Source organism: bacterium (assembly GCA_024742285.1).
Classification (GTDB): Bacteria; Myxococcota_A; UBA9160; order UBA9160; family UBA4427; genus UBA4427.
Genome location: JANSYR010000004.1, coordinates 271,540 through 290,727 on the forward strand (window position 1 = coordinate 271,540; position 19,188 = coordinate 290,727).

16 protein-coding genes are annotated in these 19,188 nt (G+C 70.0%); 2 read left to right on the forward strand and 14 right to left on the reverse strand.

Annotation, left to right across the window (positions count from 1 at the left end; genetic code table 11):
* The 3 genes from NXI30_10085 to NXI30_10095 are packed head-to-tail and all read right to left on the reverse strand — an operon-like array spanning position 1 to position 3,055.
* Positions 1–1,236 carry an ABC transporter permease gene (locus tag NXI30_10085; protein ID MCR9094553.1) on the reverse strand — a complete coding sequence of 412 codons (1,236 nt, stop codon included), beginning with the start codon at positions 1,234–1,236 and terminating at the stop codon, positions 1–3.
* Positions 1,237–1,238: 2 nt separating this feature from the next.
* Positions 1,239–1,991, reverse strand: a complete 753-nt coding sequence (locus NXI30_10090; protein ID MCR9094554.1) for an ABC transporter ATP-binding protein — start codon at positions 1,989–1,991, stop codon at positions 1,239–1,241.
* A 35-nt stretch (positions 1,992–2,026) separates the two neighbouring features.
* Positions 2,027–3,055, reverse strand: coding sequence for an efflux RND transporter periplasmic adaptor subunit (locus tag NXI30_10095; protein ID MCR9094555.1), 1,029 nt, complete (start codon positions 3,053–3,055; stop codon positions 2,027–2,029).
* A gap of 279 nt (positions 3,056–3,334) precedes the next feature.
* On the opposite strand from NXI30_10095, the gene NXI30_10100 reads away from it, so the two are divergent.
* On the forward strand, positions 3,335–3,907 hold the full coding sequence (locus NXI30_10100) for a YceI family protein (GenBank protein ID MCR9094556.1): 573 nt from the start codon (positions 3,335–3,337) through the stop codon (positions 3,905–3,907).
* On the opposite strand, the gene NXI30_10105 is transcribed toward NXI30_10100, so the two are convergent.
* From NXI30_10105 to NXI30_10145, 9 genes are all read right to left on the reverse strand, one after another.
* Positions 3,904–4,101, reverse strand: a complete 198-nt coding sequence (locus NXI30_10105) for a hypothetical protein (GenBank protein ID MCR9094557.1) — start codon at positions 4,099–4,101, stop codon at positions 3,904–3,906. The two genes, NXI30_10100 and NXI30_10105, sit on opposite strands and share 4 nt — an antisense overlap.
* Positions 4,102–4,218: 117 nt before the next feature.
* Positions 4,219–4,986, reverse strand: coding sequence for a twin-arginine translocase subunit TatC (gene tatC / locus NXI30_10110; GenBank protein MCR9094558.1), 768 nt, complete (start codon positions 4,984–4,986; stop codon positions 4,219–4,221).
* Entirely contained in the window at positions 4,979–5,506 is a 528-nt protein-coding gene (locus NXI30_10115) for a twin-arginine translocase TatA/TatE family subunit (protein ID MCR9094559.1), read from the reverse strand. Before NXI30_10115 ends, tatC begins: the two co-directional genes overlap by 8 nt.
* Before the next feature lie 417 nt (positions 5,507–5,923).
* On the reverse strand, positions 5,924–6,328 hold the full coding sequence (locus NXI30_10120) for a PilZ domain-containing protein (protein ID MCR9094560.1): 405 nt from the start codon (positions 6,326–6,328) through the stop codon (positions 5,924–5,926).
* Positions 6,325–7,548 carry a response regulator gene (locus tag NXI30_10125; GenBank protein MCR9094561.1) on the reverse strand — a complete coding sequence of 408 codons (1,224 nt, stop codon included), beginning with the start codon at positions 7,546–7,548 and terminating at the stop codon, positions 6,325–6,327. Before NXI30_10125 ends, NXI30_10120 begins: the two co-directional genes overlap by 4 nt.
* 258 nt (positions 7,549–7,806) lie before the next feature.
* Entirely contained in the window at positions 7,807–8,943 is a 1,137-nt protein-coding gene (locus tag NXI30_10130) for a hypothetical protein (protein MCR9094562.1), read from the reverse strand.
* A gap of 82 nt (positions 8,944–9,025) precedes the next feature.
* Positions 9,026–10,183, reverse strand: coding sequence for a right-handed parallel beta-helix repeat-containing protein (locus NXI30_10135; protein MCR9094563.1), 1,158 nt, complete (start codon positions 10,181–10,183; stop codon positions 9,026–9,028).
* 103 nt (positions 10,184–10,286) lie between these two features.
* Positions 10,287–11,201, reverse strand: a complete 915-nt coding sequence (locus NXI30_10140; GenBank protein ID MCR9094564.1) for a hypothetical protein — start codon at positions 11,199–11,201, stop codon at positions 10,287–10,289.
* 96 nt (positions 11,202–11,297) lie between these two features.
* Complete coding sequence (locus NXI30_10145; protein MCR9094565.1) at positions 11,298–12,053, reverse strand: ATP-binding protein; 756 nt, start codon at positions 12,051–12,053, stop codon at positions 11,298–11,300.
* Between NXI30_10145 and NXI30_10150 the strand changes: the two genes are divergently transcribed.
* Positions 12,052–15,474, forward strand: a complete 3,423-nt coding sequence (locus NXI30_10150) for an AAA family ATPase (protein MCR9094566.1) — start codon at positions 12,052–12,054, stop codon at positions 15,472–15,474. The genes NXI30_10145 and NXI30_10150 overlap by 2 nt on opposite strands.
* Before the next feature lie 36 nt (positions 15,475–15,510).
* Here NXI30_10150 and NXI30_10155 read toward each other — a convergent pair whose 3' ends face one another.
* Together NXI30_10155 and NXI30_10160 are read right to left on the reverse strand one after the other, a co-directional pair.
* Positions 15,511–16,872, reverse strand: coding sequence for a sigma-54 dependent transcriptional regulator (locus NXI30_10155; protein ID MCR9094567.1), 1,362 nt, complete (start codon positions 16,870–16,872; stop codon positions 15,511–15,513).
* Between the two features lie 67 nt (positions 16,873–16,939).
* Positions 16,940–19,084, reverse strand: coding sequence for a hypothetical protein (locus NXI30_10160; GenBank protein ID MCR9094568.1), 2,145 nt, complete (start codon positions 19,082–19,084; stop codon positions 16,940–16,942).
* Positions 19,085–19,188 lie beyond the last annotated feature (104 nt).

The following is a 19,188-nucleotide window of genomic DNA, read 5'->3' on the forward strand; positions in this document are numbered from 1 at the left end:
CTAGCCCTCCGCTCGCAACGTCAGAGCCGGATCGATCCGCGAGGCCATCCACGCGGGCACGAGTCCCGCTACCAGTCCGACACCCCCCATCGTCCCGAGCGCCATCGCCAGGACACCGAAGGAGAGCTCCGGGACCGGGATCAGATCGGGAAGTGCCAGGGCTTCGAGCGCGAGGCAACCGCCGACGCCGAGGGCGACGCCGAGTCCGCCACCGAACGCGACGATCGTGAGCGTCTCGAGAAAGAACTGAAGCAGCACGTTGCGTCGTCGTGCGCCGATCGCGAGTCGGATTCCGATCTCGCGTCGACGTTGTCGAACCGAGTCGAGCATCATGTTCAGCACGCCGATGCCTCCGATCACGAGCGTCGCGGCGGAGAGCGCGAACATCAGTCCGTCCTGCTGATCGAGCGGAATCATGCGCAGCGTCTTCACCGGGCTCCAGCCCACGATCGCCTCGTCGTCGGTCGGACTCACGTGGATTCGATCCGCGAGGATCCGGCGGAGCTCCGCTTCCGTCTCTTCCGCGAGATCCCGATGGGGCATTCGATAGAGCAGAAAGCTCACGACGTCGTCGTCGGTCCACTCCATGGGCCAGAACGCCAGATGCGTCGAGAGGGGAATCCAGACCTGATCGTCGACCTCCTCGCCGTCGCGCCCGAACTGCGTTCCGACGCGATCGAGAAAACCGACGACCTCGAAGTTCTTTCCGTCGATTCGCAGGCGGTCCCCCAGGCGGCTGCCGGGCCCCAGGAGGTCCGTGCGCGCGTCCGCTCCGAGGACGGCGACACGGCGGCGATGATCCAGGTCGGCGTGGCTGATTCCGCGTCCGGCGGCGAGGGGAAGCGAGCGAATCTGCTGGCTCACGATCTCGACGCCCCGAACCTCGACGTTCACCGCCTTCTGGCCCGCGGTGACGGGGAGATACCAGCGCTTCTCCGTCCCGACGAGCTCCGCGATCCGCGCGCGTCGGCGGACGTGCTGGATGTCCTGCCAGGTGAACCAGAGCTCGCGGCGGTCGACCGCCGGCGTGTACTCCTCCCCGATTCGACCGGCCCACATCTGGCCCATGTTCTTGCCGGTCTTGTTGAAGCCGTTCGTCACCATCGTCTTCACGCCGGCGCCCCAGCCCACCAGAAAGATCACCGCCGCCGTGCCCCACACGAGACCGAAGAGAGTGAGCACCGACCGGGCCTTGTGGGCCCGGAGGAGACGGAACGCTTGTCTGACCGATTCCACCTTCAGGCCCTCCCGTGTCCGTCGTCGCGGTTGCGGACGTCGCGGTCGATCAGGCCGTCGCGAATCGTGAGGCAGCGGGGCGCGCGGGCGCCGATCTTGGGATCGTGGGTCACGATCACCAGCGTGTTGCCGTCGGCGTGGACCTGGTCGAAGAGCGCGAGGACTTCTTCCCCGGTCTTCGTATCCAGATTGCCCGTCGGTTCGTCGGCCAGGAGGATGGCGGGGCGGTTGACGAGGGCCCGCGCGACGGCGATCCGCTGACGTTCACCGCCGGATATCTCGCTCGGGAGATGATCCGCCCGTCGCGCGAGCCCGACCCGATCGAGGGCCTCCATCGCCCGCTCCCGCCGTTCCCTGCGTGAGACCTTGCGGTAGGCGAGGGGCAGCTCGACGTTCTCGACGGCCGAGAGACGAGGGAGCAGGTTGAACGCCTGGAAGACGAAGCCGATCTCTTCGCCGCGGAGCTTCGCGAGCGCGTCGCTGTCGAGATCGGAGACCGCCTCGTTCCGGAGTCGGTAGGACCCTTCGCTCGGGCGGGAGAGACAGCCCAGGATCTCGAGCAGCGTCGTCTTTCCCGATCCGGACGGCCCCATCACCGTCACGTACTCCCCGGAGCGGATGCACAGATCGATTCCCCGAAGCGCGTGGACGTCGACGCGATCGGTCTGATAGCGCTTGTGGACGCCGGACAGATCGATGACCGGCGCTCCGTTGGAGTTCGACTCCGGAGAGTCGATCGACGTCGCTTCGCTCATGCGAGCGCTCCTGAACGCGCGAGGGGATGCCTCGTCTACTGCAAGAGGATGCGGGTGCCGGCCGGAAGGCCTTTCGTGATCTGGACGCGATCGCCGTCGATGATGCCGACCTCGACGACCCGGAGATTCGCGTCCGGCTCGGCTTCTTCGGCGGCATCCGCCTCGCCGTCGATGGCGGACTCGAGGTCCACCAGGATCTCGGTGCCCCGGTAGCGAAGGGCGGTCTCGGGCACGATCACGGCGTCCTCGACGACCTCGGTCACGATCTCGGCGTCGCCGGACATCCGCGGTCGGAGGAGCGTCGCGTCTTCGTCGACGATCTCGACCTTGACCTCGAAGTAGGTCACGTTCTGGATTCGTCGGCCCATCGGCGCGATCTCGCGGACGCGTCCGGCGAACTCGCGAGGTCCGAAGGCTTCGGTTCTGATTCGTGCCGACTGATCGATGGCGACGCGGGCGATCTCGTTCTCGTCGACGAGCCCCTCGAGATGGAGCGTCGCGTCGCCGGCGAGCGACAGGAGCAGCGTCCCCCCGGTCACCGAAGTCACCGGCGAGATCGCATCGCCTTCCTCGACGTGGACTTCGAGCACGCGGCCCGTCAGCGTCGACTCGATCGTCGCGTAGCCGAGCTGGGTCGAGAGGGTCTCGAGTGCGGCGATCGCGCTGGCCCGAGCCGCGCGAGCCTGCTCGAACCGCGCGAGGGCGTCGTCGTGGGTCTGATCCGAGGTGGCGCCGGTCGTGTGGAGCTCGGCCGTCCGGTCGCGCGCGATCCGAGCGAACTTGAGCTCGACGTCGGCGGCCTGGAGCTTCGCTTCGGCTTCGCGAACCCGCGAGGCGAGGAGCTCGCGCTCGATCTCGACGAGGGGTTGCCCCGGCTCGACCAGGTCCCCCTCCTCGACGTGGATCTTCTCGATGATGCCTGCGATCCGTGGACGGACCTCGACCTCCGTCGCGGGCTCGACGGTTCCGGTCGCGATCACGAGTCGCTCGATCCGTCCGCGCTCGACGACGTGGACCTGCCGCGCGGGAGGCGGATCGCTCCCGCAGGCGCCGAGAGACGCCACCGCGAGGAGGCTGACGATCGCCCGAGGCTGAGCGAAGCTCCAGCGGCCTCGGTGGGCGGTGCCCGATCCGGGCAGGCCACCTCCAGACCACGCGTCGCGCAGCATCGAGGGGGTGCGGGGGAGCAACGAGGCGGGATTCACGTTCCCTCCGGAGTTCGGGAGCGCGGCGCGGAAGAGCACTCTATCAGAGAAGTGTCGATCGGCGAAGCAGGGTTTCGCCCACCCAGGCAGATTTCAGCGCGATCCACGCCCACGATGGATCGGAGGGACGGATTTCCAATGTTGCGAAGACTCGGCGGAACCATGGCTCTCGGCGCGATGCTAGTCGTGCTGGTCACGGCGGGTGGACTGATGGCGGCGGATCCGTCGCCGCCCGGCACGATCCGGTTCATCGGCAAGAACGCCTTCGCGACGGCGGACGGGACCTTCCACGCCTGGCGCGTGGTCGATCGATCGATCGATCCCGCGGATCCCGCGGGCAGCTGGGCCGTCGTCGAGATCGATCTGGCGAGCGTCGACACCGGGATCGCGCGCCGGGACGACCATCTGCGCGATCCCGACTTCTTCGAAGTCGAGACCTGGCCGACCGCGCGCGTCCGCGCCCATTCACTCGCGCCGGCAGGCGCCAACGACGAGAACCGCCCGCGCTTCACCGCGAAGTTCGACGTCGAACTCCATGGCGTCCAGAACACGATCGACGGGGAAGTCGTCCTGGTCGAGACGAGTCCGACCACCTTCGAAGGCACGCTCGTCGTCGATCGCATGGCGTTCGGGGTCGGACCCAGGCCGAGTCGTTGGAACCCGATGTCGATCGACGCCGAGATTCCCGTCCGATTCCGCGTCGCGTTCTAGCGCGCGGCGCCTTCGAGGGCGGGTACCGCGTTGCCCGGAGGCGGGAGGCCGTCGGCGAGGCGACCCTTTGCCGCGTCCTGGATCAGCAGACCGACGCCGACGACGATCACTCCGACGAGCAACTGTCGACGGAATCGCGCGCGGGGATCGCGGCGTCCGCGAGCGCTCGGGCCGCGTAGACCGAATGCGTTCATCGCTCGTTTCCTGACGGGCGCGGGATCGAGGATACACGGGGCCACCGACGAGAACGAGTGCCGCGGCGGCGCGAGAGGTTCCGCACGCGCTCTCGAAGGGCTGCGTCTGCGCTCGCCTCAGCCGTCGGTCTTCGCGACGGCGCTGCCGGCACGTTTGGCTTCGCGCCGGGCCGGGTCGAAGAGCCAGGCGACACCCACGCCGGCCAGGTAGAGCACGATCAGCGGGACGGCCAGGAAGATCTGGCTGACGGGATCCGGCGGCGTGAGCATCGCGCCCACCACGAAGACGATCAGGATCGCGTAGGGCGTCGCGGAGAAGAGCTGTTTCGCACTCACGATCCCGGTGATCGAGAGGAAGAAGACGAAGAGCGGGAGCTCGAAAGCGACGCCGAAGGCGAGGAAGAGACGCGTCGTGAGGCTGAACACTTCCTTCATCGTCCACGCCGACACGACCCATTCGTTGTCCCAGCTGTTGAAGAACTGGAACACGATCGGGAAGACCATCGAGTATCCGAAGATCGCCCCCGACGCGAAGAGCACCGTCGAGAAGAAGACGAAGGGCAGGACCGCCTTGCGCTCGTTGTCGTAGAGGCCCGGCGCGATGAAGGCCCAGAGCTGATAGAACGTGACGGGCAGCGTCAGGACGAAGCCCGCGAGCAGCGCGCACTTGATGTAGGTGAAGAAGATCTCGGTCGGCGCGATCGCCTGGAGCTGGCCGTCGTTCTCGCCGAGCGCGTCGACCGCGGGCTCGAGCAGGAAGCCGAAGATCTGTTCCGCGAAGTTGAAGCTGGCGACGGCGCCGACGACCATCGCACCGACGACCCACATCAATCGCGTCCGGAGCTCGGCGAGGTGCTCCGTGATGGGGAGCGCGCGCTCATCCACGCTCGTCGTCCGTCGAAGCGGAAGGACCGGTGGGTTCGGCCGTGCGTCGGGGCGTGACGGTCCGGCCGACCGGGACGGTGCCGAGGCCTTCGTCCGCCGCGCTCGGTGTCGGCGACTCTGCCTCGCCTGCCTCGCCTGCCTCGGACGAGGTCTCGTCGTCCGCGTGGGCGTGCGGATCGAGGTCGTCGGGCAGCTCGCCCGGATGCTTCGCGTCGGCGGTCGCCCCCGCGTCCGCCTCGCCGGTCCCGGCCTCGAGATCGTCCCCGGCCTGCGGCGGCTTGTCGTCCGCCTGCGGCGCCTTCATCGGCTTGTGGATCGTGCCGGCGCCCGCCAGGCCGTCGCGCAACTCGTTCTGGATCTCGTCGAGGGCGAGGCTCTGTCGGAGGTCGTTGCTCGCGCGCCGGAACTCGCCGAGTCCCTTGCCGAGGGTGCGGGCGAGCTCGGGCATCCGCTTCGGTCCGAGGACCAACAGCGCGACGACCAGAATCAGTACGAACTCCATCGGTCCGATGCCGAACATGCGGGCAATCTAGCAGCCCGTCGGGAAACCCGTGCGGAGCCAGGTGCGTGGCTTCTGCGGCCAATCGAGGCGCGGAAGCGCCGCTGGGGCCAACCCCAGCAAGCTTTCGCAACGATGAGTGGACGAAGAAGACGCGTGCATGGCGACCACAGGGGTTTCGCGATGGGCTGCTCCAGCTCGGGAGCGGTGCTCTGTGACGAGCGTGGGGCAGGGTCTGAGGGGAGGACGCGGCAACCCCCCCGGTTTTCTCGCCGCGACCTCATTCCCTCAGCGGGAGGCGTCTCCGCCTCTCCTCCCCATGCACTCCACCGGGATCCGTGAGGGCCCCGGAGAAGAAGGGGGAGTCGGCCGCGCCCCCGATTCGATGCGGCCGACTCCCACGCGCGACCCACCTTGGGCCGTGCGTGAAACGATCGATCAGCGAACGCCTGCCAGGCCCTGCTGGCTCGGCGCGGGTTCCACCACCGCACGGCCGCGGACGCGCATCATTCGTCGCTGTCCGTTCTCACGGAGGATCGACACACCGGCGCGTGCGCGACCTCCCTGGGTCTCGTGGCACCAGACGACCCGGGCCAGGCCGTCGACTTCGACTTCGCCGTCGATGTCGCGCACGGTGACCTGGAGGAGCTCCCCCGGGCGCACGCGTTCGGGCAGGTCGAGGCCGAGGCCGCCCTCGGAGCGGTCCTGGGTGTAGGCGATCCGGCGGTTCTCGCTCGCGAGACGCCGCGGATAGTGGCTGTACTCGACGACGTGGACCACGCTCTGGCGGCTCTCGAGGCGGAGCGGGACGCCGGCGGAAGCGGTTTCGGGGGACAGGGTCATGCGGCACCTCGGTCGCGCTGCGGGGCGGGGTCCTCGGCCTCCGACAGCGTGCCCGCTTCGGTGACGGCGTCGGTCGCGCCGCTGATCACGAGCTCACGGAACATCCCGACGAGGTTCGGGTCGAATTGTCCACCGGCCTCGCTCTTCAGCTCGACGAGGGCTTCGTCGCGGGTGCGCGCGCGGCGGTAGGGGCGATCGCAGGTCATCGCGTCGAAGGCGTCGCAGATCGCGATGATCCGCGAGGCGAGCGGGATGCCTTCGCCGGCGAGTCCGTCGGGGTAGCCGGCGGCGTCCCAGCGTTCGTGGTGGTGGCGCACGTACTGCGCGATCGGCGCGGCGAGGCCGAGCGGCAGCAGCAGCCGCTCGCCGATGTCGGCGTGGGTGCGCACTGCTTCGAGGCGGTCGGGCTCCGGCAGGACGATGCCCTGGAGCACGTCCGAAGGCGCGCCGACCTTGCCGATGTCGTGCAGGAAGGCGGCGGTCCGGACGTTTCGACGCTCTTCGCGGGAGAGGCAGAGGGCGGCGGCGAGCAGATCGGCGTAGTAGGCCACGCGACGTGCGTGGCCGCGCATGAAGAGATCCCGACTCTCGATCGTCTCGGCGAGGACTTCGAGGAACTCGGTCGTCGACGGGCCGCCCACGCGGCTGCTGCCGGACTCGGGACCCATCGCCGGCTCTTCGAGGACCTGGCGCAGGCGTTCCTGGGCGAGGTTGCTCGCGCCGAGCTCTTCGAGGACGACCTCCGCGTCGCGGTTCTGACCGAGCACGCGGCTGATGCCTTCGAGGAAGGCGATCATGCGGGTACGGCTCTGACGTCGTTCGAGGGCGCGCTCTACGGAGGCGCTCACCTGCACGACGTCGAAGGGCTTGGTCAGGTAGTCGAAGACGCCGTGGCGGATGCCTTCGACGGCGGTCTCGACCGAGCTGCAGCCGGTGATGATGATGATCTCGGTCTGCGGAAACTCAGACCGGATCGTGCGCATCAGCTCGTCGCCCTTCATGCCCGGCATGTTGAGGTCGACGGTCACGAGGTCGACCGCGGTCGTTCGCAGGAGATCGAGGGCCTCCGCACCGCCTTCGGCGGTCGAGACGTCGTAGCTCCCGGAGAGGATCATCCGGAGCGACTCCCGCGGCCCCCGCTCGTCGTCGACGATCAGGACCCGAGCGCGCTCGGGCGCCTCGAGGGACGGGGTGTCGGGCGTGAAGGATTCGCTGACCATGCCCCGGCTTAGAGCAAGGGGCGTGCCACTCGTCACGGTCGCCGACGGAATCCCGCAAGTGTCTGGTTCGGCGGAGCTTTTCGGGGTCGGTCGAGGGAGGCGCCGCGCGCTCCCCGCCGGGTCTTCCGATCCCGGTGCGTACCGATTCGGACCGGACTCCGGATGGGCTCCCAAGTACCTGAAAATACTCGGTTTTTCGGGGTGTACGAATCGGAACGGGGCGTCGCCGGAATCGTTCCGGATCGTGCGGCCCGGATGTCAGGGGCAGGCCGCGCCGTCACAGAGGTTGCCACCCATGTCGACGCCCCCGGAGACGGCGACCGCGGCGTTGTTCGAGAGGACGTTGTCGGCGTAGCCGGATTCGATGCCGAGCTGGAGCCCGTTCTCGAAGTTCGAGCGGGAGGTGTTCCGGCGGACGTTGCAGCCGTTGAGACAGCTGATGCCGTCGTCGCCGGCCTGATCGCCATTGTCGAAGGACGTGTTGTCGAGGAGGGTGCAGCCGTTGCCGCACTCGATTCCGTCCCCGCCGTTGTCCCGCGCCGCGTTGCCGATCAGGCTCGCCGTGTCGCCACAGGAAATTCCGTCGCCGTCGTTGAAGCGCACGACCGTATCGCGGACCACCCCGAGGTCGCCGCACTGGACGCCGTGATCCGAAGGATCGCCGTCGCCGTTGTTCCGCGCCGTGCCGTCGTCGAGGCTGGCGCCGCCGATCAGGACGATGCCGGTGTCGCCGTTGTTGGTGGCGACGATCTGATCGAGCGTGCTGCCGGCGCCCGCGGACACGCCCGAATCGCCGTTCCCGATCGCGACGAGTCGTGTCGCCGTCACATCGACCGAGAGGGAGAACCCCTCTGCGCCGTTCGCCGTCGCCGAGCAGCTCACGACCCGCGACCCCGCATCGACACGGATGCCACCGGCGGCGTTCCACCGCGCGTGGACGTTCTCCACGTGGGCCCTTCTGCGGAGCCAGAGCCCGGTACCGTACATGCCGACCACGGAGCCGTTCGAGACGGACACGCCCTCGATCAGCGTGTTCGCTTCGATGCCGTTGGCGCCGAAGCTCGTCGTCGGCGTGCAGTCGTCGGCCGTGCCGACACAGTCGGGTGACAGGATCGCGAAGCCGCCGAGATCGAGATGGACGTCGTTCGCGGAGATCCGGATCCCGTCCGTGGTGATGGGGACGACCAGGTCGCCGGTCAGCCGAAAGCTGCTCGCAGGCGCGCTGGGCGTGATCTGGACCGGGAAGCCGGGCGTGTCTCCGGCGAAGCAACCCGTGTTCTCGGCGCAGGTCTGATTGATTTCGAGCACGCCGTCCGAGGCGCGTGCGAGCGGGCTCACGAGCAGGAGCGAGAGCAGAGCGAAGGTGGCGACGCGTCGATTCCGTTGGCGCTTCATGTCTTCGGACCTCGTGACAGGAGGACCGCCGGCGTCTTCCGTCCGGCGGTCCTCGGGGTGGAAGCCTTCGCTTCGAGCGGGCTCAGGGACAGGTCCCGCCGTTGCAGAGATTGCCCAGCGAGTTGACTCCGCCGCTCACCGTGCCCGCGCCGGGGTTCGCGGTCACGACGTTGTTCGCGTACCCGCTGTCGGCCCCGAGCGAGATGCCGTTGCCGAAGTTGCTGCCGCGAATCGTGTTGCCGCGCACGTTGCACCCCTGGCCGCAGGAGATGCCGTCGTCGCCGCTCTGGTCGCCGTTGCTGACGACCGAGCTGTCGAGGATGGTGCAGCTGTTGTCGCACTCGATGCCGTCGCCGTCGTTGTTGCGGACCGCGTTCCCGATCAGGGTGGAGTCGCCCTGGCAATCGATCCCGTCACCGGTATTCCCCTCGACGGCGTTGTTCACGATCATCGAGCCCGCACCGCAGCTGATCCCGTCGTCGATCGTGCCGCCGTCTCCGTTTCCGGTCGACGTCGAGTTCCGGACCGTGGTGTGGGACGTGACGCTGATGCCGCTTCCGTCGTTGCCGCGGGCCGTCACCTGGTCGAGGGTGGCGCCGACCGAGCCCGTCACGCCGGCGGACGCGTTGCCGAAGCTCGTGACCCGGGTCGCGGTGGAGTTCGAGCCGATCGCGACGCCCGTCGAGCCGTTCTCGAAGGCGACGACGTCGGAGATCGCGGCCTGGCCGGCGGTCGCGAGTCCGATGGAGCCGTTCCAGCGGACTTCGACGTTCGAGATCCGCGCGTTCTGACCGACGTCGATGCCGCGGCGGCCCATGCCGACGATCCGGCCGTTCGTGACGGCGAGACCGACGACGGGGGGAGACGTGATCGCGTCGATTCCGTCGCCGGCGGGGACGGCGCCGCCGCCGGGCGGAGAACAGTCGGCGTTCGTGCCGACGCAGGCGCCGCCGAGGATCGCGAACCCGCCGAGATCGATGCTCACGTCGTTCGCCAGCACCTCGATTCCGTCGGTATCGAGGTTCGACGGCACGAGGTCGCTCGTCAGGACGAAGCTCTTCGCGGGGGCGGCCGGCGTGATCTGCACCGGATAGCCCGGCCCGTCCCCGGCGAAGCAGCCGGAGTTGATCGCGCAGGTGGCATTGATCTCGAGGACGCCCGGGTCGGCCCAGGCGACGGAGGTCGCTGCGAGCAGCAGAGCGGTGGCGAGGCCGAGAGGCAGAAGGGTGATTCGAGACATCGGAGATCCTCCAGTGGAAAGGCCGACGGCGTCGGCGCGGGAAAGGGGTGCGGTCCGGCGCACGAACGAAGCGCGGGGGCGCTGCGCCTCGTCCGATCCGGGCTCAGCGCTCGGCGGACGCCTTGTGGCGACCGATGCGAGTCAGGGCGAGGAGCGCGATCGCGAGCGTCGGCAGCAGCGTCGGCTCGGGAATCTGGATCGCGTCGAGGTCGGCGGCGCGCCAGGCGGCGGCGTTCCCGGATCCGTCGGCCGACGCGTCGAAGGACGGACTCGTCGCCCAGGTGCCGGTCGCGAGGTCGTAGGCCAGGACGTCTTCGTCGGCGAAGACGACGCCCCCGACCACGCCATCGCTGTCGAAGCTCACGTGCAGCACGCCGGCCGCGTCGATGCTCGCGGCGTCGAGGTCGAGCCTCGTCGGCACGCCCTCCTCGGAGCCATCGAAGAAGACGCCCCACAAGCCGTCCGGCGTGAGACGCCCGAGGTCTTCGTCGGCGAACACGGTGCCGTCGATGTTCACGGTCACGTCGAAGGAGACGAGCAGGTCCCCGGTCGGCCCTCGGGTCACGGCATCGATCCGTGCGCCCGGCGGTACGCCCGCGGCACTGGCGTCGAGGACGATCTCGTAGCTCGCGCCGTCGAAGCGCACGACGTCGCCGGGACTGGCGACCACGCCCACCAGGGCGGTCGCGACGTCGAGGACGAAGAGACGCCGCCCGCCCCCTTCGTCGGCGAACCCGACGGTGTCGGGCGCCGGGTTCGCAACGAGCGGACCGCCGAGGGTCTCCTCGAAGACGAGTCCCAGCCGATTGTCGACGGCGACGTCCTGGTCGGCGAGCGGATTCGAAGCGCCTGGGACGAGATCCAGCGTGACGTCCGAGGAAGCCGAGAGGAGCTGGGCCTGGGCGTCCTGGATGGGCAGCGAGACGAGCAGACTCAGCAGGAACACGGAGCAGAAGGCGACCGGAGCCGCGCGGCGAGCGGCGGCCCGGGCGGCGAGGCGGGTCGAAGTGGTCGACATGAGAATCCTCCTCGGGGGCCGGCGCGGGTTCCCGACGCCGGCGGGATCGACGACGAGGCGCCACGACCCGCGTGGCATCGCTACGCCGGGACCCGCTCAGGGGGAGGGCCTCGGCGTCGACGGCCCCTCGCTCGAGGCGCGGGCCCACCCGATCAACCTCCCGGGGTGCCCCGCCAGCGCGCGGAGCGAGCGCTCCGCTTCCAGCCCGATCGCTCGGCGCCCGTGTCGCCGGACCAGCTCGATCGCCTCGGCGTGCGAAAGCCCGCCCAGGGACAGCACCTGCGGTCGCAGCGCCGCAAGATCTCGAGGGATCGCCGACGCGTCTTCGCCGGAGGCGATCAGGCATGCGCCCGAGGGGAGGCTTCGCGCCGGCAGGCCCAGGCGATCTCGTGCGTCCTCCAGCACGATCCAGCGCGGGTCGCGGTCGCCGCGCGACGGGGACCGGAAGAGCGCGGCGGCTTCGGCTGCGGAGAGCGGAGGGCGCTGGACCAGGCAGCGCAGGCCCCGCCAGGCCGCATAACGCGTCGCCTCGGTGATCAAGCGCGTCTTGCCGATGCCCGACGGCCCGGCGATCCAGACGGCTCGCCCGGAACCGACCGCCGTCCCTTCGATCGTTCGGATGAGCGCCGCGAGCTCTCGTCGTCGGCCGATCAGGCGCCCCGGGCGCCCCCGCCCTGCGTTCATCTCGCCCGTCAAGATCCCTGCCCCCGCATGCCCGCCGGGGAGGCGCCACTCGGGCCGTGGCATCGCCACGAAGATGGCCGCCCATGCCCCGAACCCGACGGCGGCTCGCCGCGGAAGCGATATCGAACGCCCCTCTCGCGCGTCGTTGGCGATAATCTGGAGTGCCATGACTTCCGACGATCCCGCCCCGACGCCGAGCTCCTCGCTCGAGCGATTGGCCACCAAGCCGTTCGTGGGCCGCACGGCCCTGCTCGGCGCCGCGCGGATCGCGATCGACGGGGCGCGCCTGGGACGAGGACAGTGCCTCCTCTTCAGCGGCGAGCCGGGCATCGGGAAGACGCGACTCGCCGACGAGGTCCTCGGTCTCGCCCGTCACCGCGGCCTCGGCACGATCGCCGCGCGCTGTCACGAGATCGAAGGCGCGCCGGCGCTCTGGCCCTGGCTGCAGGTCGTTCGCGGTGTGCTGGCCCGGCTTCCCGACTCGGAGCGCGAAGCGCGGCTGGCTGCCGACGGCGCGATCCTCACGCGACTGATCGACCGGCAGGCGGCCGGCCCGTCGGTCGAAACGTCCTCCCCCGATCGCTTCGCGGTCTTCGATGCGGTCACGCGGCTGCTCGATCGGGCCTCGTCTCTCGAGCCCCTCGCGATCCTGATCGACGACCTGCACTGGAGCGATCCCGCAAGCGCGATGCTCCTGCACTACGCGGTTCGCGAGCTGCGCCATGCGCCCGTGCTCTTCGTCGCGCTCTTTCGGCACACGGGCCTGAGCGAACGGACCTCCCTCGCGCACGTTCTCGAAGGGCTCGCGAGCGATGCAGAGTCGTTCGTCCTCGAGGGACTCGAGGAGGAAGAGATCCGAGACCTCGTCCGCGAGGTCATGGGCTACGAGATGGCGGACGTGTTCCACGCCGCGCTCCGAGCCCATACCGGCGGCAATCCGCTCTTCATGGTCGAGGTGATCCGAACCCTCGTGAGCGAGGGGCGAATGGGCTCGCCCGAGGAGGCGGTCCCCGACGCGATTCCGCTCCCCGGCAGCATCCGGACCGTGATCGAGCGAAGGGTCGACGCGGTGGGCGAGCTGGCCGCGCGTGTCCTGCGTCAAGCGAGCTTGTTGGGCCGTGAGCTCGACGTCGACCTGCTCGAGGCGACGGGCCTTTCTCCCGACGAGACGCGTTCGGGTCTCGACGCCGGGCTCGACGCGGGGCTGCTCGAGCAGGTGGACGGCAGTGCGCGCCGGGTCCGATTCACCCACGACGTGGTGCGAGAAGTGCTGGAGCGGACGCTCTCCGAGGCCGATCGTCTTCACTTCCACCGCCGCGCGGCGGACGCCCTGCTCGCTGCGCGTTCTCTTCGGCTCCACGAATGTTATGCCCAGCTCGCGGCTCATCTGCTGGTCTCGGCGCAGGCGGCGGGCGAGGGGGACGGGGCCCCGCGCGCGGAGGCCGATGCGCGCGCCGCCTTCGACTACGCGATGCTGGCGGCCCGGCAGGCCTATTCGAACTACTCCTTCGAGGTGGCCTGCGAGCTGCTCGAGACCGCGCTGCGTGCGCTCGACGCCGGCGGGTCCGGGCTCCCATCGGCGGCCGAGCAGGAACGGCTCGCCCTGCGCGGCAAGGCGCTCGTGCTGCTCGCGGACGCGCGCTGGCAGTCCGGACTCGCGGTGGAGGCCGCCGAGGCGGACCGGGAGGTCGAGCAGATCGCGCGCCGCCTCGGGGATCCGGCGCTGCGGGCGCAGTCGGTCCTCGGACTCGCGGGTCGCAACGACCTTCCCCTCGATCCACCGCCCGAGCATGCGCGCTGGCTGGCGGAGGCCTATGACGCCCTGCCGGAGGACGAAACCGTGCTGCGTCTGCGCCTGTTGGCCCAACGCGTTCGGTCGAGCTCGTTCGGAGACCTCGGCGAAGAGCTGATCCGCTGGGCGGAGGAATGCCAGCGACTCGCCGAGGAGCTCGACGATCCCTGGGCGCGATTCATCGCGCGGGATGCGATGCACTATGCGCTGCTGCCCGCGGAGCACCTCGAGGCGCGACTCGAGGTGGGCAGCTCGCTGCCGGATCTCGCGCGTCACCTCGGGTCCTCGCGACTCGAAGCGCTCGCGCTCCTCTGGCGGATCTTCGACCGGTTGCAGCTCCCGGATCGCGCTGGCGCCGATCGGGATGCCGGGCGACTCCGCGAGAGCGCCGAGCGCATGCGACGTCCTTTCTGGCGCTGGCTCTCCCTCGGCGTCGATGCTTGCCTGGCGCTGCTCGACGGCGATCTGCCCCGGACCGAGCGGCTCGTCTTCGAGGCGCTCGAGGTCGGACAACAGGCCCAGACGCCCAACGCGCTGATCTTCTTCGGAACGCAGCTCTTCCATCTGCGCGAAGCGCAGGGCCGTTCCGACGAGCTGCTCCCGCTGATGGAGCAGATCGAACGCGAGCGTCCGGGTCTGCCGGTCTTCCGGATCGGTATTCCGCTGATCCACGCCCTCGCCGGTCGTCGAGAGGAGGCGCAGCGCACCTTCGATTCCGTCGCCGCCGCCGATTTCGAAGACGTCCCCGACGATTTTCATCGTCTGCCGATGCTCACGTCGTGCGCCCGGGTGGCTGCCTACCTGGGCGACCTGCCGCGGGCGAAGCGACTGCGCGCGCTGCTCTCACCCTACGAAGGTCGAGTCGTGATGGCCGGTGTGGTCACGTTCTGGGGAGGATCGGTCGATCGCTTCCTGGGCGCTCTCGAAGAAGCGCTCGGTGACCTGGAGGCGGCCGCCCGACGCTACGAACGGAGTCTGCACATTGCCGAGCGGGCCGGCGCGCGGCTCGCGGCGGCGGCCTCGCGCCTCGACCGGGCGCGCGTCCTGCGGGCCATCGGCGGCGAGGCACCGCTCACCGAGGCGGCCGACCTCGAGCGCACGGCGATCACGTCGCTGCAGGCGCTCGGCGTCGAGCCCTCCGACCGTGCCGTCCCGCTCGCCGGGCGCGCGATGCCGGGTCGGACGACGCCGGCCGCCTCGGCGTCTATCGCGCGGTTCGCGCGTGGTGCCTACTCGTGGCAGCTGTCCTTCGCGGGCGACGACTTCGAGCTGCCAGACACCAAGGGACTCGCCTATCTGCATCAGCTGCTCGCGACGCCCGATCGCGAGATCCACGTGCTCGACCTCGTCGCCGCGGAGGAAGGCGCCGCGCCGGCCGCCCGCTTCGAAGGGAGCGGCGAAGCCGACGCCGGGAGCGTGCTCGTCGAGACCGAGTGGGAAAGCGTGGACGACCAGGCCCTCGCTGCCTATCGGGACCGACTCCGGCGCCTCGCCGAAGACCGCGCCGCGGCGGAGTCGGCGCGCGATCTCGGGCGACTCGAGGCGATCGACGAGGAGGCGGTCCGGATCGAGGACGAGCTTCGGCGGGTGACGGGACTCGGTGGACGCGCCCGTCCGGCGGGCTCTTCCGTCGAGAAGGCGCGCAAGTCGGTCTACAACCGGATCCGCGCGGCGATTTCGCGGATCGAGGTGCACTCTCCGGCGCTCGCCCGTCACCTGGAGCGATCGGTGACGACGGGACGTTCCTGCGTCTACCGACCGGAGCAGGCGATCGAGTGGACGCTCGAGCCGGACTAGAAGCGGGTCCCGGCTTCGTTCCAGGAACGGGCGGGCTCACCTCTGGCCCGGCTCCTCGATCGCCAGCTTGTCCATCTTCAGCTTGAGCACGCGCCGGGTGATGCCGATCGCGCTGGCCGTCTTCGTCTGGTTCCAGCCGTTCGCGGCGAGCGCCTCGCGAAGGATGTCGGTCTCGAAGCGCGCGACCGTTTCTTCGAAGCCGCGTTCGCCCTGGCGCCACTGTTCGCGGAGCGCCTCCGCCTGACCCGAGTGGCCGATCGCCGGCGGAAGATCCTCGCGGTCGATCGTGTCGCCCTCCGCCATCGCGAGGGCGTACTCGATCGCGTTCTCGAGCTCGCGCACGTTGCCCGGCCAGCCGTAGCCCTCGAGCGAACCGATCGCCGCGGGCGCGAGGGTCCGGTCGGGGCCGAGTCGCTCGAGGAAGTGCTGCGCCAGCAACCGGACGTCTTCTCGTCGTTCACGGAGCGGCGGAAGCGCGACCGGCACGACGGCCACGCGGTAGTAGAGGTCCTCGCGGAAGTTCCCGTTCTTCACTTCTTCGGCGAGATCGCGGTTCGTCGCCGTCACGATCCGCACGTCGACGCTGATCGACTGCGACGAGCCCACGCGTTCGAAGGTGCGCTCCTGGAGCGCACGCAGGAGCTTGACCTGCACCGCCTGGTCGAGCTCGCCGATCTCGTCCAGGAAGAGCGTGCCGCCGTCGGCCGCCTCGAAGCGTCCTGCGCGCCGTTCCGAAGCGCCGGTGAAGGCGCCCTTCTCGTGTCCGAAGAGCTCGCTCTCGATCAGCTCCGAAGGAATCGCACCGCAGTTCACCGCGACGAAAGGTCGCTCGGCCCGAGGAGAGAGATCGTGGATCGCTCGCGCGGCGAGCTCTTTGCCCGTGCCGCTCTCACCGGTGACGAGGACGGTCGCCTCCGCCTTCGCGATCCGTTCGATGGTGCGGAAGACGCTTCGCATCGCTTCGCTGCGGCCGACCATCCGGCCCAGGTGTTGACGTTCGTCGATCTCGTCACGGAGTCGCTCGACCTCGTCCTCGAGCTCGCGCTTCTCGAGCTTGTCGCGGACCTTGAGCTTGAGCGCGTCGAGCTCGAAGGGCTTCGTCACGAAGTCCGCCGCCCCGCGCTTCATCGCTTCGACCGCCGCGTTCACCGTGTTGGTCGCGGTCAGCACGATCACCGGCGCGCGGATCCCGCGCTCCGCGAACTCCTGGAGGAGATCGAGGCCGCTGCGTCCAGGCATGACCAGGTCGAGGAGGACGACGTTCGGTGTCGCGAGGGCGACTTCCCGGAGCGCATCGTCGACGTTCCCGGCGACGGTCACGTCGCCCTCGGATTTCAGCAGCATGCGCAGGGATTCCTGCACGCCCGGTTCGTCGTCGACTACCAGAATGCGAGGCATTCCGGGAGCTTACCACGCCTGTTGCGGATCCCCGCCGATTTCCCGCCGGCGGCGCCGCGGGGTCGGTCTAGGAAGGCGTCGGGAGGTCGACCAGGACCAGGGTCTCGGCGCTGTCCGTCGCGTCCACGGTCAGCTGGCCGCCGCCGGCCTCGACGATCGTCTCGGCGAGCACGTACTCGAGGACGTTCGCCGCGGCCGTCACGTCGGACAGGCCGCTCGTGTCGCCCGCACCGAGCGGGGCCGCCCCGCGCCGCTCCGGATCGTGGTGTCGGAGCAGGATCCGCAGCCGCGGGTTTCCGTCCGCGGCGCGATCGATCCGCCGGGTCGCGACGAAGAGATCGCCTCGCTCGGGCAGCGACGCGAGAGCGCGGTCGAGCAGGCCCGCGAGGGCGACCTCGAGTCCCGTCGGGTCCGCCCAGGCGATCGGTGCGTCGCGCTCGAGCTCCCGCAGCACGAGCAGCCTCCGTTCGCCGATCGAATCCCGACGATCGTCGAGGAGACGCTCGAGGAGGGCCGAGACGTCGATCGGAGACGCCTCGATCTTCTCGTGCGCCGAGGCGCTCGACAGCCGGCCGATCACCTCGTCGATGTGCGCGACATCGCGACCGACGAGCTCGCGGAAGCGGTCGCGGAACTCGGCGTCCTCGAAGTTGTCGTCGAGGAGCTCGGTGAACGTCCGGATCGAGACGAGCGGATTGCGGATCTCGTGAGACAGACTGCGAGCCAATCGGCGCCATTGGTCATGAGCCTGCGCCGGGGCCGCCAGGGGCGCAGCAGGTGCCGCCGGGGGCGTAGCAGGAGTAGGGGGCTCGGTCGCGGCGTGCGCGAACGTCTCCGCGCCGAGCTCCGTCGAGACATCCCCGTCGGCCTCGCCCGCGATCCGGGGTTCCGGCGCGTCGATGGCGGGCGGGGTCGCCTCCGGGAGCCCCTCGGCGAAGGCCCGCTCGAGGTCGGCCGTGGCTTCGCTCGGCCCGGTCGGAGCGTCCGACGCGGATGCGGGCGGGGACGTCGCCGGAACGCTCGGCGGGATCACCGGCGCGCCGGCGAATTGCGCGCGCAGATCATCGGGTTCGTCCGTCTGGACCGTGGCGAAGCCGTCGTCTTCGACCGATCGCGTCGCGAGCGCGAGGGCTGCACCCGATTCGCCGAGATCCGCCGCGCTCAGCGGATCCCGGGCCGTCGAGGCCAGCGCCGTCCAGAGAAGCGACTCCACGGCGCTGCGATCGCCTGCCCAGGCCTCACTCTCGAGCACGGCGAGGGCTTCGTCGTCGAGGCTTCGCCGCGGGCCACCGACCTGCGCCGTCCAGCTCGAGAGAACGTGCTCGGCGAAGGGTCGCACCGCCGCCGGATCGTCGGCGAGGCTCGGCACCTCGACCACCAGCGCCGCGAAGGCGCCGGCGAGCACCGGCTCGAGGGTCTCGCGTCCGGCGCCAGGCGCGGCCGTCGCGACCACGTGAAGGCGATCGCCGCCCGGACCGATCCCGAGTCGCATCCACTCGGCGAGCGCGCGCTGGGCTTCGGCCGGGAGGGCATCCACGTCCTCGATCCGCAGGGACCCGGTCGTCGCGATGCGTTCGGCGAGTCGTTCGGCGCCGTGGATCTCGCGGCCGTCGAGGCGGACCGCGCCGGTCGACGCGGCGCGGCTCCGAAAGAGCTCCGCATAACGTGCGACGAGACTCCGGCCACTCCCGGCGCGACCGCAGACCAGCAGGGGCAGGCCGGCGAGCGCGGGATCGAGGGCGCGCAGCAGACCGGGAACGTCGACCGAGCCGAACCAACCCGAGAAGCGCTCGGCGATCCGTTCGCGTTCGTGGCGCGCCGTGAGCGGCGCCGCATTGCGGTGGGCCGCGGCGCTGCGGACGAGCGCGCGCAGCGTGCGCGGATCCGGACGCTCGGCGCACGTCTCGTCCTCATCGGCGGAGAAGAGGCGCTGGATCTCGCTCGCGTCCTCGTCGCTCGCGAGGAAGAGTCGGCGGGCGGTGGCGAGGGCCACGCGGTGACGGTGGACGAAGTCGAGCTCCGCTTCGAAGTCGCCCCTCGGTGCGATCAGGAGCGCGAGGGGCGCACTCGCCGTCGCGAAGACGGCGTCACCGGGCGCGCCGATGACCAGACGCTCCGCCGGCAGACCCGTCGCACGGGCCAATGCGTTTCGCGGGGCGACCTCGCGGTCGACGATCCAGAACGTCTGAGGGAGGGAGGACTCGGTGGACATCTCGGGGTCTCCGTCCCACTCGGAGAGCGGACGGCCAGCAGGAACGAGGCGCGGAGCTCGAGACCGGACCAACGAGACCGGGGCGGACCGCAACGACACAGCAA

Coding starts and splice junctions, on each gene's coding strand:
- NXI30_10090 (MCR9094554.1), bottom strand. CDS start 1,991: ATGAGCGAAGCGACGTCGATCGACTCTCCGGAGTCGAACTCCAACGGA.
- NXI30_10100 (MCR9094556.1), top strand. CDS start 3,335: ATGTTGCGAAGACTCGGCGGAACCATGGCTCTCGGCGCGATGCTAGTC.
- NXI30_10105 (MCR9094557.1), bottom strand. CDS start 4,101: ATGAACGCATTCGGTCTACGCGGCCCGAGCGCTCGCGGACGCCGCGAT.
- NXI30_10115 (MCR9094559.1), bottom strand. CDS start 5,506: ATGTTCGGCATCGGACCGATGGAGTTCGTACTGATTCTGGTCGTCGCG.
- NXI30_10120 (MCR9094560.1), bottom strand. CDS start 6,328: ATGACCCTGTCCCCCGAAACCGCTTCCGCCGGCGTCCCGCTCCGCCTC.
- NXI30_10125 (MCR9094561.1), bottom strand. CDS start 7,548: ATGGTCAGCGAATCCTTCACGCCCGACACCCCGTCCCTCGAGGCGCCC.
- NXI30_10130 (MCR9094562.1), bottom strand. CDS start 8,943: ATGAAGCGCCAACGGAATCGACGCGTCGCCACCTTCGCTCTGCTCTCG.
- NXI30_10135 (MCR9094563.1), bottom strand. CDS start 10,183: ATGTCTCGAATCACCCTTCTGCCTCTCGGCCTCGCCACCGCTCTGCTG.
- NXI30_10140 (MCR9094564.1), bottom strand. CDS start 11,201: ATGTCGACCACTTCGACCCGCCTCGCCGCCCGGGCCGCCGCTCGCCGC.
- NXI30_10150 (MCR9094566.1), top strand. CDS start 12,052: ATGACTTCCGACGATCCCGCCCCGACGCCGAGCTCCTCGCTCGAGCGA.
- NXI30_10145 (MCR9094565.1), bottom strand. CDS start 12,053: ATGGCACTCCAGATTATCGCCAACGACGCGCGAGAGGGGCGTTCGATA.
- NXI30_10155 (MCR9094567.1), bottom strand. CDS start 16,872: ATGCCTCGCATTCTGGTAGTCGACGACGAACCGGGCGTGCAGGAATCC.
- NXI30_10160 (MCR9094568.1), bottom strand. CDS start 19,084: ATGTCCACCGAGTCCTCCCTCCCTCAGACGTTCTGGATCGTCGACCGC.